The following is a 14,959-nucleotide window of genomic DNA, read 5'->3' on the forward strand; positions in this document are numbered from 1 at the left end:
TCAACTTTGAGGTGATCCGGTCGAGTTGTTTACGGTCGTGTTACGAAAAGGTCACGACCGCCCCGGCAAGGCCGGGCAACCGGAGGGTGAACCGGGCGCCGCCGCCCGGTCGGTCCAGGCACTCGACCCGACCGCGATGCGCGGACATCGTTTCGGCGACCAATGCCAGACCGATGCCGGTGCCGGTCACCGAGCTGCGACCCGACCGCATGGTCACGAAGCGCTCGAAGATGCGATCGCGATCCGCGGCGGGCACACCGGGCCCCGCGTCGTCAACGGTGATCACCGCGTCGTCGCCATCGCGGCGCACGGTCACCGCTACCACGCCGCCACCGTGCCGGTCGGCATTCGCCAGCAGATTCACCAGGGCTCGTTCCAGCTCGAGCTTGCGGCCGCGCACGGTCACGTCCTCGACCACGGTCAGCAGCTCCGGTGCGTGCCTGCTGCCTGCCAGCGTGTGGGTCAGCAGCTCGGCGACCGACAATGGATCGGCATCGCCGCGGTGCATACCCGCCTCGGCGCGGGCCAAGGCCAGCAGATCGTCGAGCAGCCTGCGCAGGTGATCGATCTCATCGGTGACCAGCCCCAGCGCCCGGCGCGGGCGCTCGGGAAACTCGCCGCTGTGTCGATTGAGCACGTCGACGCCTGCCATCAGGGTGGTCAGCGGGGTGCGCAATTCGTGGCTGACATCGCCGACCAGGCGGTGTTCACGCTCGATCCGCCGCTGCAGCGAGTCGACCATGGTGTTGAACGATCCGACAGTCGTGGCCAGGTCCGGGTCACGGGTCACCGGCAGCCGAGTGGTGAGATCACCTGCCGCAATCCGAGCGGCGGTCCTGGAGACCTGCTGCAGGGGCGTGAGCACCCGCTTGCTGGCCCACCAGCCGACGGCGGCGCCGATCAGAGTAGCGACCAGCGCGCAGCCGATCAGAACGTTGCGCAGCAACTCCAGATCGGACTGCAGATCGCCGGCCGCGTAGCCCTGCGTCTGCGGCCGCTGCGCCTCCAGGTAGCTGCGGCTGATGGCGAAGACCGAAGTCACCAGTACCAGGGACATCAGCGCGGTTATCGCGGCGAACGCCGCCATTACCCGGGTGCGCAGGCTCCAGCGCTCCGGATCGAAGCCGAATGCGCGCCTGCGTTGCGCCGCAGTGTGCCGCTGTTCGCTCACGGAGTGCTGCCGGTCAGCGGCGTGCTCCCAGCGCGCGGGTGCGGACTGCTCCCGATCAGCGCTGCACATCCAGCCGGTAGCCGAGCCCACGCACCGTCACCACGATGCGCGGGTCGGACGGATCCAGCTCGATCTTGGTGCGCAATCTGCGCATATGCACATCGACGATGCGCTCGTCGCCGAAAAAGCCACGGTCCCACACCCTTTCGAGGAGCAGAGTGCGGCTGAGCACCCGGCCGGGAGTGTCAGCCAGCTCGCACAACAGCCGGAACTCGGTCAGCGTCAACCCGATCTCTTCGTCGCCGCGCCGCACCGCACCACCGTCCGGGGCCAAGACCAAGGGCGCTGCCGGGTGGGCGTCGAGCACCACTTCCTGTGGGGCGTCCCGCTCAGCGGACAGCCGCGCGCGCCGTCGCAGCGCCCGCATCCTTGCGGTGATCTCCTTGATCTCGAACGGTTTGGCGACGAAATCGTCCGCGCCGGCCTCCAGCGCCGCCACCACGTCGTGAGTATCGTCACGCGCGCTGACCACGATGATCGGTACGTCGTGTTCGCGCCGAATCTCCCGGATGCAGTCGAAGCCATCCATGCCGCCGAGCATCAGATCGACGATCATCACATCGGGCACGCCATTGCTGCGCAGATGAATGAGCGCGTCCTCGGCTTCCTCCGCCTCTGCGACGTCGTAGCCTTCGTCTTCCATGGCCAACCGCAGTGCACCACGCACACGATTGTCATCTTCCACGATCATCAGGTTCGCGCTCAAGACCCTCATCCTTTGCAGACACGCGTGGAGCGTGCCGCGACGCGGAGAATCGCATCCCCATACCGACGCGACAGTTTCCGCACTTCGAGCAACTTGCCGAACACACACTTACCCGGACCGACCGTTCGGTAAACGTCGCGGTTCTCGGTCAAAGATGTGTACAGCGGCTTCCAGCCTGCTCATGAATACGACGGCGGCGCAAGCTGGAGGTGATCTCCGACACGATTACGCGTCGACTCGGACGGGTCATCCGACCACGCGATCCACGCCCTCGAGCCGGTTGAAATTGCTGAGCGACCCATCAGCCCACTGCTCCTGATACAGGAAGCTCAAACCCTGTGCATCGAAGTCGGCGAACCATTCATCCCAGTCCACCGGCTGCAGGACAGCACCACCGTAACCAGGGAAATCCAGGCGCAGCACACCGAGGTGCCCGTTGTAGGCACTGCCTGGCATCGTCGCAGGACGCGCACCACGCCGCTCGGCCCACCGCCGAATGACCTCGTGATCGGTAGTGACCAACGCGCGTTCCGGCCGCGCAGGCCGGTCGGCGGGAGAGGAGATTTCTCGTGCTTGTTTCAGCGACCGTGAACTATCCGGAGCGGTGTGCACGTTCCGGGTACTCGGTCGTCGCTGGGGGTTCATGACGACCTCCTGCGCCATAGGCATCGAAATCCGACTACTGTCTGCGTACCCCTGGGTCGAAACCGGCAAACCGATTCCGCAATACCACGAAATACGTCCTGAGTGGGCAACCCGAGGCATTCCGACCGACAGTGCGCTCAATCGCGCAAGGCCTGCTCGCGCAGCGACTTCAGCGTGCGTGACAGAATGCGTGACACGTGCATCTGGGAGACGCCGAGATACTCGGCGATCTGGTTTTGGGTCTTCGACTCGAAGAAGCGCATGATCAACACCCGACGCTCCCGCTCGGGTAGCTCCGCGATCAGCGGCTTCACCGCCATGAAATCCTCTACCAGATGGTAGGAGGACTCCTCGGCGCCGAGGCTTTCCAGTAGCGGCAACAATGCGTTCTCGTTGTCGTCACCGGCCAGCGCATCGATCGAGGACGACTGATAGGCGTTGCCCGCAATCAACGCCTGGGTGACCTCCACCAGATCCACCTCGAGTTCGGCGGCAATCTCCCTTGCTTTCGGAATGCGGCCCAGCCGCTGCGCGAGAGTCTCGACCGCGGGGCCGATGGTCAGCTGAATCTCCTTGACCCGCCGCGGAACTCGCACCGACCAGGTGTTGTCGCGGAAATGCCTGCGTACCTCGCCCATGATCGTCGGTACCGCGAACGACAGGAACGACGAACCGCGATCGATGTCGAAACGATCGGTCGCATGCACCAGCCCGAGCCGCGCCACCTGCAGCAGATCGTCGAAGGCCTCGCCACGCCCGGCGAACCTGCGAGCAATGTGCTCCGCCAAGGGCAGACAACGCTCGATGAGCTCGTCGCGCAGCGTTTCCCGGCGCGGGTCGTCAGAGTCCAGCGCGGCGACCTTCTCGAAGAGCGGCTCGATATTGTCATAGCTGTCGCCCGGGGATCTCGATTCACCGGGCATCCGAGGCACCTCGCACCCAGCTGAAGTCGACCGCGGTCGGATATCCCGAGACCATGCTGTCGAACGGGGACTGCACCGCGGCGATGGAATCGGTCAGGGTACGCACAATATGCCAGCCGAAGCCCGCGTGCGCCACCGCTGCTTCCGCCGCCGCGACCGAGGAGACGTGTACGAACATCTGCGTCTGGTCATAACTGAACTCACAGTCGATAGTCGAGCCCGGCACCGCGTCCAAGATCAGCGAAGTAGCCACCTCGTCGAGCGCGAGCCGGATATCGGTCACTTCGTCGAGTGCGAAATCCGCAATCATCGCCACGGTTTCGGCGAGGGCGCGCAGCATCGTCAGGTGTGCCAATTGCGCAGGCACCTGGATCCCGATCGTTGTCGCCTCCACCGAATCGCGCTCCTTCCAGGATCGTTCGAACAGGTACCCGAGGGTTCAGGGTCGAAACCCGTATTCACTACTCGCTTTTCGCCACCGCCACGGTGCAACCACCCGGGCGGCGGCGAACAGGACCGCGACCCGCAATCGCACCCTCGTGGTGCCCTCGACGACGTCGACCACCACAACCACCACACCGATCAGCGACGCGCCGAGCAAGGCTACCGACCATCGCCCACTGGTGCGCCACCACGACCACACTGCCCAAACCGTGCCGCCGAAACAGAATCCGATGCCGGGACACCGGCGCGACAAGGAAAACATCGCGGCGACAGCGGCGGCGAGGTAAAGCAGCTCTACCGCTCGCTTACCCGGGTTCCCAGCGCATACACGCCCCATTCTGGGGTATTCGCATGAATGCCCCTTGTTCGACGGTTCGACCCTGAAAGGACATATTATGCACGGCGAGCCGAGCGATTCGAGCCGAAACAACGACATCGACCAGCCCGAACACGATTTTCCGGACGACTCACGCACCACAAGAACCCATGCCGGTGAATCTATAGAAGATACCCGCAACTGGCCGGGAATCATTCTCTTCGGCGTCGGTATCGCCTTGCTCGCGCTCACCCTGACCGCCGCTGGTTACGGATTTGCCGGCTGGGTGATTATTGGCGGTGTCTCGTGCATCGTTTGCCTGGGAATGGGTGCGACGCTGGTGATCGCCGAGCACCGGCGAGTCAGGAACCAGGAAGGGCTCGGCCTCAACGAACCGCACGACCATTGATATCTATTTCGTCAGGAGAATCCGACATGAGAACAACCGATCGACCGCACCGGGTGGCGATCGCCGCGTGCGCGGTCGCCGCCGCGACCGCCGTGTTCGCCAGCGGCTGCGACGAGGCGAAGAAGGCAGTCAACGCGGGCGGTGACACACCGTGCAATGAGTTCGTTGCGCAAGACAAAGACAAGCAGCGCATCACCGTGACGAAGTTCCTCGAGCAAGAACGCAGCGACAAGTCCGTGCCGACGAACGACCGGACGATCGATGCCGCGATTGCGTCCATCGAATTGATGTGTGCGGCGCAGGCCAATCCTGATACGCCGATCAGGAAAGCAGATCTGACAGGCATATTCGTTCCCAAGTAGGCTGATACAGTTGAAACGAAAGGGTTGCCGAGCGGAAGCCCGGCAACCCTTTCTGCATTCAACTATGAAATCTTCTACGAGGACTTGACTCGACTACTGGCCGCGTTGATACGCGCGTTGACGCTGTTCGTCCAAAGCGGCTTCAGCACGTTCCTTTTCGGCGGCGGCCTCCTTCTGCGCAGCTGCGCGCTGAGATTCCGCCTTGTCCTGCTGAGCCTTTCCTTCGTCCCGCAGGTCGTCGTTTCCGAAGACGGCTCCTACGGCCTCCTTGACCTTTCCCTTGACACCTTCGACAGCGCCTTCGACTCCTTCGCGGGGACCACTATTGTGTTCGGACACGATATCTACCTCCGAAATGTCGGCTATCAGGTGGACACTCACCGCATACCCGCCACCGATGGGCTCAATCGGAAGACTCGATTTTTCGAAGGTAACGGTGATCACCACAACTCTCGGCGTTTGCGCATGAAGGCAACGGGTATCGCCTCGGCGGAACGGTTATGACCCCAGATAGAGGAGCACACCATGGAATCCGCGACGGTACCTCCCATTCCCGATCCCGATCCGGTACCGGAGCCAGGGTCACCGCCGCCGATACCGCAGCCGGGAGAACCGGTTCCGCCGGCACCGGACCCGGTGCCACCGCCTGTTCCGGAACCACCGCCGGTGCCGGGTCCGCGACCCACCGAGCCGCCGCCGACCATTCGGTGACCGGCGGCCACCGGTGTCATCGGCTGTTCGAGCTGCGCACCCAAGTGAAGTCGACAGCGGTCGGATACCCGGACATCGTCGCGTCGTAGTGCTCCTGAGTCGCGGTAAGAGAGTCGGTCAGCGTTCGCACGATGTGCCAACCGAAGCTGTCCTCGCCGACCGCTGGTCGCGCGGCACCCACCGAAGCGACATGGACCCACATGTGGTTGTCGTCGTAGCGGAATGCGCAGTCGAGAGTGCTGTCCGGCACGGCGTCCAGGATCAGCGAGGTGGCCACCTCGTCGAGCACGAGGCGGATGTCGGCCACCTCGTCGAGCGCGAAATCCGCAATCAGCGCAACAGTTTCGGCGAGAGCACGCAACATGATCAGCTGCCCGAGTTCGGCCGGCACCCGGATACCGATGGCCCTCGTTCCCAACGCCGCGTCCGAGATCGGTTCCGTCACGCCAACCACCACCTTTTCTTGCCGTCACCGAGCGAGCCGCTTCGTTCGACACCAAACGACAGCCCGGGCACTGTCGGCCGATCATTGCTTATCGGGCGATCACGGGTGCGGCGGATAGACAGCGGCACGCGCATGGACCGGCTACCCGGTCCACGCCGCTCGAAACCCCTGGTCTTGCCGGAAACCTGATCGGATCGTCGTAGGATGGCGCCCCTCAGCACCCGCCGGCCGAGCCGCTCGGCGGGATCCTGGTGTGCACAGTCAGCAGCAGGTGATCGAACTCCGTGCGAAGGCCTGTAGTGGCATGCACCATCGACCGCAGATCGGCGACCAACTGGGTGGCCAGTGCACGCAATTTGGTGTTGGTCTCCTGAGAACGCCAACTCAGCACTCGGAACGCCTGTTCGGCGCTGATGCCGTAGACCAGAATCAACGCCCCCTTCGCCTGTTCGATCACCGCGCGCGCCGCGTACAGCTCGGGCAGCGTGTCGTCGAGGGTCTCCCTGCGGTGTTCCTCGATGGTGTGAGTGACGTCGATGTAGTACCCCGACGTCCCGATCACCTCGTCGCTGTCGTCGACCATGCGGTCGGCGACGACGATCACGTGGTGGACATCGCCCTCGGTATCGATGATGCGGTGGCTACTGCAGAACGGCTCGGCGGTCTCGATGGAGTTGGCCAGCGCGCTGGCCACCTGTGCGCGGTCGTCGGGATGCTTGTGGGAGAGCAGCAGCTCGGTCGTCGGTTCTATCTCTCCGCAGACATATCCGTGCATCCGTGCGACCTCATCGGACCATTCCCACTTCTGGTCGGCGAACAGGAAGTGGAAGTAGCCGACATTCTGCGGCGTGCCTGCGCCGATCACGCGATCGAGCGCATGAGCGCCTTCAGGGGACAAACCGCTCTCCGTCACACAGCAAGTATGTTCCGCACGCCTCACCGCTGCGACTGAATAGGTTTCCCGACTATCACTCGGCACGTCACGCATCCGATGCCCCCGCGCATCGTCCTTATTATCGGGCTACACCCGCCTGCACCGGAGACATCACCGCACACGCCCGTTCGCCCCGCCGATTGAGCGGTACGTCTGGCGGGTAATCGGAACGACGCCACCATATCGGCATCATCCGATATCGAGGAGGAGAAGTATGAATCGGCTCAGCATTGCACTGCGGATCGTCTTGTCCGCCGGACTGCTCACCGCCGGTGCTCAGCTTGCGGCGTGTTCGAGCACCGGCGAACCCGATCTGGCCCCCGCGACACCGACGACGAACAGCATCTCGATATCGATTCCCGCGCCCTCGAGTTCTTCGGGCGCACCCGATACCGACCAGATCACCCCAGCGGCGGCCATCCAGCTCTGCGACATGATTCGACCAGAGGTCGGCACCTGGCGCGATGAAGGCACCGTGCTCGGCAAGATTTCGTTCAATGGCACCGTGCACAATTGGGCAGCCCGTAACGGCGGCCTCAATGACGTCGTCGTCGCCAACCGCAAGACTATCGACACGATCGCCCTCGAGCATTGCCCCGATGTCCGCCGACAGGTGCTCGATGCCCTGGATATTCCGGACCTCGCGTCCGGGCTTGCTGGCTTCAACTGATCCGGCTGCCGACTACTCGAGCACTGTCGCGCCCCGCCTCCCGCGCCGCGACGATATCCGGCCGCGGTGCGAGCACCACGACATACAGTGGCCTGGTCCGGATCTGATCGACAAACCACGGCAGCTCCCCACCGAGCACGACGTCTTGGACGATCGCGGTCAAACCCGCGGCCGCATAAGACTTTCTACAGCTTTCACCTGATTTCCCGATCGGAGATAGCTGTCGAGGTCGGCAGTACCTTCGGGTGCAGGCGATCGCCGTAACCGACCGATCGCATCTCGGCGACCGCAGGGAGCAGCGCGATGAACCCCATTCGGAGGCGCGCGACGCTTGCGACCTTCCTCCGGGCCACGAACCAGCCGACGACGAGGGCCGGAACCATGACGAATACGGTCGTCAGCACTGCCCACCGTTGGACCTCGTCATCATTCGTCGCCATCAATGCCACAACCCCGGCAAGGAACATCAGCGTGGCAATGCCGGTGTATGGCGACCCCGGAAGCCGGAACACAGGGCGCTCGGCCCGCCCGGTGCGCGACCAGCGCCACAGCTGCAGCTGGCTGAGCACAATCACCGACCAGCATGTAATGGTGCCCAAAGCCGACACATTCAGCACGATCTCGAACGCCTTCTCCGGCACGACGGCGTTGAGGGCGACCCCGAACAGCGCGATCGCCCCGGTCGCCAGAATCCCGACGAAGGGCACGCCCCTGGTCGACATCCGGAACATGATGGCGGGTGCGCTGCCATTCGTCGACATCGACCGCAGGATCCGGCCGGTCGCGTAGAAGCCGGCGGTGAGGCTCGAGAACGCCGCCGTCAACACCACCACATTCATCAGCGCCGCCGCGCCACCGAGGCCGAGCTTTGAGAAGAAGGTCACGAAGGGGCTCTCACCCGCCTTGAAACTGGTGTACGGCAGCAGTAGGGCAAGCAGGACCAGCGATCCCACATAGAACACCGATATTCGGGCGATGATCGCGTTGATTGCGCGCGGCATGATCTTGGCCGTGTCCTTGGCCTCCCCCGCCGCGGTCCCGACCAGTTCCACCCCGGCATAGGCGAAAACCACACCGGTAGTGACCATGACGAGCGGCAGTATGCCGGTGGGAAACAATCCGCCGCTGTGCTCGACCACGCTGACACCGGTTTCGTTGCCCTGAATTCGGAACCGGCCGACCAGAAATACCGTTCCCGCCATCAGGAATGCCACCAGCGCAACGACCTTCACCAGCGCGACCCAGAACTCCAGCTCACCGAACCATCTCACCGAGACCATATTGATGCTCAGCACCAGCGCCAATGCGATGAGGGCAATCACCCATTGCGGAACGCCCTGGAAGGCTCGCCAGTAGTGGAAATAGGTGGCAATGGCTGTGATATCGACAATTCCGGTCATGCACCAGTGGAAGAAGTACATCCAGCCGATGCCGAATGCGTACTTCTCACCGAAGAACTCGCGCGCATACGATACGAACGACCCAGATGACGGTCGGTGCATCACCAATTCACCGAGGGCACGCAGAATGAAGAAAGTGAATATTCCGCACACTGCGTACACGATGAACAATCCAGGTCCGGCATTCGCCAGACGGCTTCCTGCGCCGAGGAAGAGGCCGGTACCGATAACGCCGCCGATGGCGATCATCTGCACTTGGCGTGGTCGGAGGCTCTTGCGGTAGCCAACATCTTCGGTCCGCAACGGACCTTTCGCCTGCGAGTCTTCACCGGGACGAACTCTGGTCATGATGGGAAGCCCTTCACCCCGAACAATCGGATCGGTCCCGAATGTACCGCTAGTCAACGGTCCGTTCAACGGGTTCTGCAAATTGCCGCAAATCCCCCGTTCAAATCCACCGTCCTGTAGAGATGCTCGTAGTTTGCCTCCCAAAGACCGGACTCGACGAATCTCGCCGCTGTACATCGGGCCGTTAGATGCGGAATGACCGGGACTCAGCCCTGGGAGATGCCGGCCCTCCGGCCCAGATGCCGAACAGGCTCGAGCAGCAACTCCGACCGTGGCCGTCTCGGCAATCCGAGCCCGAGATGACCGAGACAGTCCGCTGGCATCACGGACAACCGCGCTGGTGGGAGACTATGTGACCCGCCATGCGTGGCCAGATGCTCCCAGTCCCCCCGAGCTCGACGCAGGCGCCTGCGAATCACCCGAAAACCGCTGGTAGCCGCAGTCACAACGCAATCAGCGAAATTGTTGTCGTACAACACGATCCGAACGCATCGGGTACTGTCCTACGGCACGTGTTTGTGAACGGGATAGTTGCTCAGGATATTTCACTACACTCCGGAATCGAGGCAAACGATTGAACCACAAGCTCTGGTTGCTCGGGCGGGTCGCCACAGTCGGTGGTCATGTGCTGCTAGAGAAGATCATTCGGCCGAAAGCGCGTAGCGCCGATGACGTCCCCATCTCCGGCGACGCGATCACCGTGGACTGGCTGACGGCTGTGCTGTGTCGCGACGTCCCCGATGCCGAGGTGCTCTCGTTCAGCACATCCAATGGCAGTCACGGCACGTCCACGCGGGTTGCGATTCGCGTCGACTACAACGAGGTGGGCCAGCAGGCCGGATTGCCGACCGAGCTGTTCGCGAAGACCACTACGTCTCTCAGTCAGCGCATATTGCTCGGCGGGGCGAAAATGATCGACGGCGAAACCCACTTCTTCATGGACTTGCGTCCCGATGTCGAGATGGAGGCTCCGATCGGCTATTGGGGCGCCTTCGACCCGTCATCGTGGCGGTCCATTGCGCTCATGGAGGACATCGCCGTGACTCGTGGCGCCGTGTTCATCGAGCCGAATGCCCCGATCGCCCGCGACCAGATCGAAGATCTGGTGCGCAATCTCGCCCGCCTCCACGGTACCTTCTGGAAACATCCGTCGATCGCGGTCCTCAAGACCCCGAACGACATGCTCGACGCTGTCCGCTCCGCGATCGATATGAAGAAGCGCTGCGCGGTCGGCATGGAGCGGGCCAAAGGGGTTATCCCCGAGGCCCTTTACGGTCAGAGCGATCGGTTGTGGGCGGGCGTCGAGCGCGCGCTCGATATCTCGACCAAGGACATGCCCCCCACCTTGCTGCACGGCGACCCACACATCGGGCAAACCTATGTGACCAGCGACGGACGTATGGGGTACGCCGACTGGCAGGTAGTGATGCAGGGCGGCTGGGCGCATGACTTCGCGTATACCGTCAATTCGGGGTGCGAGCCCGACGACCGGCGCGCGTGGGACCGCGAACTGCTGGAGGCCTACCTGGACGAGCTGGGGCGCGCCGGCGGCGAGGTGCCATCCTTCGACGACGCCTGGCTGGCCTACCGGCAGCAGTCCATGTTCGCCTACGCGGCATGGGCATTCACGATCGGCCGAGCGGCATATCAACCCAAGATGCAGACAGATGAAACCTGCTTGACTCTGTTGAAGCGAATCACCACCGCCCTCGACGATCACGATTCGCTGGGTGCCCTGGGCATCTGACGAACCTCGACGTGGTTCGGTCACGGCGACGAGCAGTACCCCCCAACGCTATGTCCCGCAACCGGTTCCGACCGAAATCAGGTAACGCGCTCCAGGGAGCTGCGCCCCGGCGCGAAATCCGTTCTACCCTACCCGCAGTGCACACGAATCGTATGGAGTTTCATTCTTGAGTACACCGCCGTCCCAAATAACCGCCCAATCCTGCCCGGTCTACCACGGCTCACCGATCGATTCCGATGATCCGCGAGTGCCGCTGCACGCACCGGAATTCGCCGCCGATCCGCACCGCGTCTACCAGGAATTGCGTAGAAAGTACGGCTCGTTGGCCCCGGTGACACTCGCACCCGGCGTGCCCGCCACATTGGTGATCGGCTACAACACCGCGGTGCGGATCCTCAACGATCCCGAGCACTTCCCCGCCGATCCGCGCACTTGGCAGAAGAGCGTCCCCACCGACTGCCCCATCCTGCCACTGTTGGGATGGCGGCCGCTGGCGAGTAGAAACACCGGACTCGACTTCGCGCGTTACCGGCAGGCCAGTACCGCGAGCCTCGACGCGATAGATCTGTATGCGCTCCACGACATCGTGGAGAAGATCGCTATTCCACTGGTCAACACCTTCTGCCAGGACGGCAAAGCTGATCTGATCAGCCAGTACGTGTTCCCACTGCTCTTCCAAGTCGTCAACACATTGCTCGGCTGCCCTCCGGAGATAGGGCAGCGAGTCGCCGCAGGCACGGCCGCGATCGTCGAGGGTGTCGATGCCGAAAACGGCAACAAGATACTTTTCGATGCACTGCTGGAGCTGGTGGCACTCAAACGGACCGAACCAGGGGACGACATCACCACAGTGCTGCTACAGCATCCGTCCGAGCTGGATGAACTGGAGGTGGTGAACCACGTAGCACAGGTGTATGGAACCGGGATCGAGTTCCTGCTGAACTTGATCGTCAACACCCTGCTGGTAATCCTCACCGACGATCGGTTCGGTGGCAGTGTCATGGGCGGGAACCTATCCTCGCGCGAAGCCCTGGACGAGGTCTTGTTCAACGATCCGCCGCTGGCGAACCTGTTGATCAGCTACCCCCGTCAGCCGATCCTCGTCGACGATGTCTGGCTGCCCGCACATCAGCCGGTCGTCATCAGCATGGCGGCGTGCAACAACGACCCTGCGATCCGGACCGAGGATCTGGCCGGTAATCGCGCCCATCTGGCATGGGGCATCGGCCCGCACGCCTGCCCGGCACAATCCTCGGCCTACCTGATCGCGCAGGACGCGATCGATCAGCTTCTCGACGCGCTGCCCGAGATGCGTCCGGACCTCCCGAACGGAGAGCCGGTCTGGCGGCCGGGTCCCTTCCACCGCGCTTTGACGGCACTGCCGGTGGCATTCCCGCCGTCTGCTCCGTTGAACGTGCAAGGCTGATCGGCCTCACGCGAGTTCGGCGGACACCATGATCGTGGTCCAACCGCCGAGATGGATCCGGTCGCCGCTGTGCAGGAGGACTGCCACCTCGGGTGTGATCAGCACATCGCCGCCGTTGAGACTGGTGCCGGTGGTGAAGCCGAGGTCGGTGATGCTGACGCCGGCGGCGGCGACATGGATCATCGCGGGCGCGCGGGAGAGCCCGATGGAGGTGGGCGCGATACCCAGATCGATGTCGGCCGCCAGGCCCTGTGAGACGCTGCGTTGACCGATCAGAATATCGCCCTCGCGCAGGGTGATTCGGGTAAAAGGCAGGGAAGTCGACCTGATCGGCGTCGGGGCCGTCGCGGGCAACCATCCGGCCATAGAAGTCACGATCAGCGGTGATCGTCGCGACCCGGGCCACCACGCCCGAGGTTCGGGCAAGCGAGGTAGCGGGAACAGATTCGGCGACTATCCGCACCGGCCGCGCGGGGCGGCCGGAACCGGAGCGGGCACCGCCGAATCATGTCCGCGCCCCTCGCAGAATCGGCCGGCAACGAGCCACACACATCGCTACTTTTCTCCTGGCATGCCGGGTGGCCCGACGGGCACCATCGCCACGGTGATGTTGTCACTGCCGCCGGAGCGCAACGCGAAGTCGACGAGCTCGCGGGCAGCGAGCAACGCAGTGGCGGGGCTGGTAGCCATGCCCGCCAGCGCCTCTGGATCGGACTCGTAGTTCCACAACCCGTCGCTGCACAGCAACAAGACTCCGGGGCCGGTGGTACGCAAGGTCCGCACGCAGGAATCCGACCAGGGTATCGGATCGCTGTCCGCGCCGAGCCAGCGCAGCAGAGTGTGGGCGCGCGGGTCCCGCATGGCGGCCGCTTCGTCCATGGCGCCGGCATCCACCAGCGCCTGCGCCCAGGAATCGTCGGACGACAGTCGCTGGGACGGCGCCGCATCGCGGGCCTGCGAATCGCGTGCACGCAGCCAATAGGCGCGACTGTCGCCGACATTCGCGACGGTGATCTCCGCCGCGCCGTCGCCGAGTCGATGCACGATGGCCGAGACGTAGGTGCACGAGGGGGCATGGCCGTCGTACTCACCGATATCGCGCACTGCCGTGGCAGCGGCCGCGAGTCCGGCCATCACCGCATCCTCGGCAGAGCGCGATTCACCCAATGCGGCGACGGCGGCATCGACACCGGCCCGTGCCGCGGCACCCGATGCCGCCTGTGGATCCTCCGACGTCGATACCCCGTCGCAGACGACCAGCACCATCGAGGCACGCTGCCACGGGGTTCGACCCGCCACGACGGCGGCGGCAACCGAATCCTCGTTGCGCGCGTGCGCGATTCCGCGGTCGGTGACCACACACACCGCCCCCAGATCCGCCTCGCACCGGTCCGGTTCGGGACGCAGCTGCCCACAGTCGCGACAGTAGCCGTCGGCGTCGGCGTCGTAGCGCAGACCGCCGCAGCCCTCGCAGGTCGCTGCTGTGTCCGGGTCGGGCTGCGGCAGGGCGACCCAGCGCGGCCCATGCGCGATCAGCGCACCGAGCTCGCGACCACAGGCTTCGCAATAACTTTCGGCCGCACCGACACTCGCGGCGCATCCCGAGCAGCCGGCCGCCGCGGCAGCCTGCCTGCCGTTCATGGCTCCGCCAACGGGTGCTGTATTTATGGTTCGCTCCTTACGCTCGCTCACAACGTCGTCCTCGGCCGGATCCGGTTGGCCCGATCCACCAGGTCGAAACACATCCACATACCGTCGGCTTCGCGAGCCAGGTCGCGATAGCTGGTACGAGCGGTCTCGACCAGCCCCGCGTATGCGGGCAGGTCGGCCGTGATGCGCGCGACGATCGATCGGGTCTGCGCGTCGGAGGTGCCGGTGGCCGCTTCCGACAGCGCGCCCGCCGCGTCGGCGGCCGACAGCGCGACGTACAGACTCTGCGCCGCGTAGGCCGGCGGTTCGGTCCGCTCCAGCACGATATCGCGGCGAACCATCTTGTCGCTCAGCTGATTCGCGGACACGAAACCCGACAACACACACAGCACGACGGTGACGATCAGCACCGCACCGATCGCACCGGGAGTGGTCGTGGCGAAGCGCCGCAACCACCGCGCCCCGTCACTGATGGCTGCCGGTCGGCGAACTCCCACACCGCCCCCCTTCATCCACCTGACGTCCTCGATCGCGATAGTACGGTAGCGGGTTGCGCTTCGCTGCCCGTCGCGTCGGGGGTTGGAATTACCGA

At 64.0% G+C, this 14,959-nt stretch carries 19 protein-coding genes; 5 read left to right on the plus strand and 14 right to left on the minus strand.

Annotated elements, in window-relative coordinates; all coding sequences use genetic code 11:
- Positions 1-40: 40 nt before the first annotated feature.
- The 6 genes from AB0M74_RS01905 to AB0M74_RS01930 all read right to left on the minus strand — a co-directional run bounded on the left by AB0M74_RS01905 (position 41) and on the right by AB0M74_RS01930 (position 4,148).
- On the minus strand, positions 41-1,261 hold the full coding sequence (locus tag AB0M74_RS01905; RefSeq protein ID WP_364900501.1) for a HAMP domain-containing sensor histidine kinase: 1,221 nt from the start codon (positions 1,259-1,261) through the stop codon (positions 41-43).
- Positions 1,227-1,937, minus strand: coding sequence for a response regulator transcription factor (locus AB0M74_RS01910; RefSeq protein WP_364900503.1), 711 nt, complete (start codon positions 1,935-1,937; stop codon positions 1,227-1,229). The genes AB0M74_RS01905 and AB0M74_RS01910 overlap by 35 nt, the downstream gene beginning before the upstream one ends.
- A 246-nt stretch (positions 1,938-2,183) precedes the next feature.
- Positions 2,184-2,582: a hypothetical protein gene (locus AB0M74_RS01915; protein WP_364900505.1), complete on the minus strand. Its 399-nt coding sequence runs from the start codon at positions 2,580-2,582 to the stop codon at positions 2,184-2,186.
- 137 nt (positions 2,583-2,719) lie between these two features.
- Positions 2,720-3,505 carry an RNA polymerase sigma factor SigF gene (locus AB0M74_RS01920; RefSeq protein WP_364900507.1) on the minus strand — a complete coding sequence of 262 codons (786 nt, stop codon included), beginning with the start codon at positions 3,503-3,505 and terminating at the stop codon, positions 2,720-2,722.
- Positions 3,495-3,899: an anti-sigma factor gene (locus tag AB0M74_RS01925; protein ID WP_364900509.1), complete on the minus strand. Its 405-nt coding sequence runs from the start codon at positions 3,897-3,899 to the stop codon at positions 3,495-3,497. The genes AB0M74_RS01920 and AB0M74_RS01925 overlap by 11 nt, the downstream gene beginning before the upstream one ends.
- A gap of 45 nt (positions 3,900-3,944) precedes the next feature.
- On the minus strand, positions 3,945-4,148 hold the full coding sequence (locus tag AB0M74_RS01930) for a hypothetical protein (RefSeq protein WP_364900510.1): 204 nt from the start codon (positions 4,146-4,148) through the stop codon (positions 3,945-3,947).
- Between the two features lie 196 nt (positions 4,149-4,344).
- On the opposite strand from AB0M74_RS01930, the gene AB0M74_RS01935 reads away from it, so the two are divergent.
- Complete coding sequence (locus tag AB0M74_RS01935; RefSeq protein ID WP_364900512.1) at positions 4,345-4,674, plus strand: hypothetical protein; 330 nt, start codon at positions 4,345-4,347, stop codon at positions 4,672-4,674.
- Positions 4,675-4,727: 53 nt separating this feature from the next.
- Positions 4,728-5,036 (plus strand): hypothetical protein, encoded by a 309-nt coding sequence (locus tag AB0M74_RS01940; RefSeq protein ID WP_364900514.1) that lies wholly within the window; start codon positions 4,728-4,730, stop codon positions 5,034-5,036.
- 93 nt (positions 5,037-5,129) lie between these two features.
- Here the strand turns inward: AB0M74_RS01940 and AB0M74_RS01945 are convergent, their stop codons facing one another.
- The 3 genes from AB0M74_RS01945 to AB0M74_RS01955 all read right to left on the minus strand — a co-directional run bounded on the left by AB0M74_RS01945 (position 5,130) and on the right by AB0M74_RS01955 (position 7,105).
- Complete coding sequence (locus AB0M74_RS01945) at positions 5,130-5,375, minus strand: CsbD family protein (RefSeq protein ID WP_364901905.1); 246 nt, start codon at positions 5,373-5,375, stop codon at positions 5,130-5,132.
- A 388-nt stretch (positions 5,376-5,763) separates the two neighbouring features.
- Positions 5,764-6,192, minus strand: coding sequence for an anti-sigma factor (locus AB0M74_RS01950; protein ID WP_364900516.1), 429 nt, complete (start codon positions 6,190-6,192; stop codon positions 5,764-5,766).
- 214 nt (positions 6,193-6,406) lie between these two features.
- A complete protein-coding gene (locus AB0M74_RS01955) occupies positions 6,407-7,105 on the minus strand; it encodes a PAS and ANTAR domain-containing protein (RefSeq protein ID WP_364900518.1) in 699 nt (232 codons plus the stop codon).
- A 235-nt stretch (positions 7,106-7,340) separates the two neighbouring features.
- On the opposite strand from AB0M74_RS01955, the gene AB0M74_RS01960 reads away from it, so the two are divergent.
- A complete protein-coding gene (locus tag AB0M74_RS01960; protein ID WP_364900520.1) occupies positions 7,341-7,796 on the plus strand; it encodes a hypothetical protein in 456 nt (151 codons plus the stop codon).
- Here AB0M74_RS01960 and AB0M74_RS01965 read toward each other — a convergent pair.
- Positions 7,789-7,959, minus strand: a complete 171-nt coding sequence (locus AB0M74_RS01965) for a hypothetical protein (protein ID WP_364900522.1) — start codon at positions 7,957-7,959, stop codon at positions 7,789-7,791. The genes AB0M74_RS01960 and AB0M74_RS01965 overlap by 8 nt on opposite strands.
- A 31-nt stretch (positions 7,960-7,990) precedes the next feature.
- Positions 7,991-9,544, minus strand: coding sequence for an amino acid permease (locus AB0M74_RS01970; RefSeq protein ID WP_364900524.1), 1,554 nt, complete (start codon positions 9,542-9,544; stop codon positions 7,991-7,993).
- Positions 9,545-10,118: 574 nt separating this feature from the next.
- On the opposite strand from AB0M74_RS01970, the gene AB0M74_RS01975 reads away from it, so the two are divergent.
- Both AB0M74_RS01975 and AB0M74_RS01980 read left to right on the plus strand, forming a co-directional pair.
- Positions 10,119-11,291 (plus strand): aminoglycoside phosphotransferase family protein, encoded by a 1,173-nt coding sequence (locus tag AB0M74_RS01975; protein ID WP_364900526.1) that lies wholly within the window; start codon positions 10,119-10,121, stop codon positions 11,289-11,291.
- 166 nt (positions 11,292-11,457) lie between these two features.
- Positions 11,458-12,717, plus strand: coding sequence for a cytochrome P450 (locus AB0M74_RS01980; protein WP_364900528.1), 1,260 nt, complete (start codon positions 11,458-11,460; stop codon positions 12,715-12,717).
- A gap of 6 nt (positions 12,718-12,723) precedes the next feature.
- Here AB0M74_RS01980 and AB0M74_RS01985 read toward each other — a convergent pair whose 3' ends face one another.
- From AB0M74_RS01985 to AB0M74_RS01995, 3 genes are all read right to left on the minus strand, one after another.
- The gene (locus AB0M74_RS01985) at positions 12,724-13,083 is read right to left on the minus strand and encodes an FHA domain-containing protein (protein WP_364900530.1); all 360 of its coding nucleotides are present in this window, start codon (positions 13,081-13,083) and stop codon (positions 12,724-12,726) included.
- Between the two features lie 189 nt (positions 13,084-13,272).
- Positions 13,273-14,358: a PP2C family serine/threonine-protein phosphatase gene (locus AB0M74_RS01990; protein ID WP_364900532.1), complete on the minus strand. Its 1,086-nt coding sequence runs from the start codon at positions 14,356-14,358 to the stop codon at positions 13,273-13,275.
- Positions 14,359-14,405: 47 nt separating this feature from the next.
- Positions 14,406-14,864 (minus strand): hypothetical protein, encoded by a 459-nt coding sequence (locus AB0M74_RS01995; protein ID WP_364900534.1) that lies wholly within the window; start codon positions 14,862-14,864, stop codon positions 14,406-14,408.
- Between the last annotated feature and the right edge of the window lie 95 nt (positions 14,865-14,959).

It is taken from the genome of Nocardia sp. NPDC051463, from assembly GCF_040681975.1.
Taxonomy (GTDB): Bacteria; Actinomycetota; Actinomycetes; order Mycobacteriales; family Mycobacteriaceae; genus Nocardia.

Excerpts from the sequence above, each read along its gene's own strand:
- AB0M74_RS01935 (WP_364900512.1), top strand. The coding sequence starts at position 4,345 with ATGCACGGCGAGCCGAGCGATTCGAGCCGAAACAACGACATCGACCAG.
- AB0M74_RS01985 (WP_364900530.1), bottom strand. The coding sequence starts at position 13,083 with ATGGCCGGATGGTTGCCCGCGACGGCCCCGACGCCGATCAGGTCGACT.
- AB0M74_RS01915 (WP_364900505.1), bottom strand. The coding sequence starts at position 2,582 with ATGAACCCCCAGCGACGACCGAGTACCCGGAACGTGCACACCGCTCCG.
- AB0M74_RS01970 (WP_364900524.1), bottom strand. The coding sequence starts at position 9,544 with ATGACCAGAGTTCGTCCCGGTGAAGACTCGCAGGCGAAAGGTCCGTTG.
- AB0M74_RS01920 (WP_364900507.1), bottom strand. The coding sequence starts at position 3,505 with ATGCCCGGTGAATCGAGATCCCCGGGCGACAGCTATGACAATATCGAG.
- AB0M74_RS01990 (WP_364900532.1), bottom strand. The coding sequence starts at position 14,358 with ATGAACGGCAGGCAGGCTGCCGCGGCGGCCGGCTGCTCGGGATGCGCC.
- AB0M74_RS01960 (WP_364900520.1), top strand. The coding sequence starts at position 7,341 with ATGAATCGGCTCAGCATTGCACTGCGGATCGTCTTGTCCGCCGGACTG.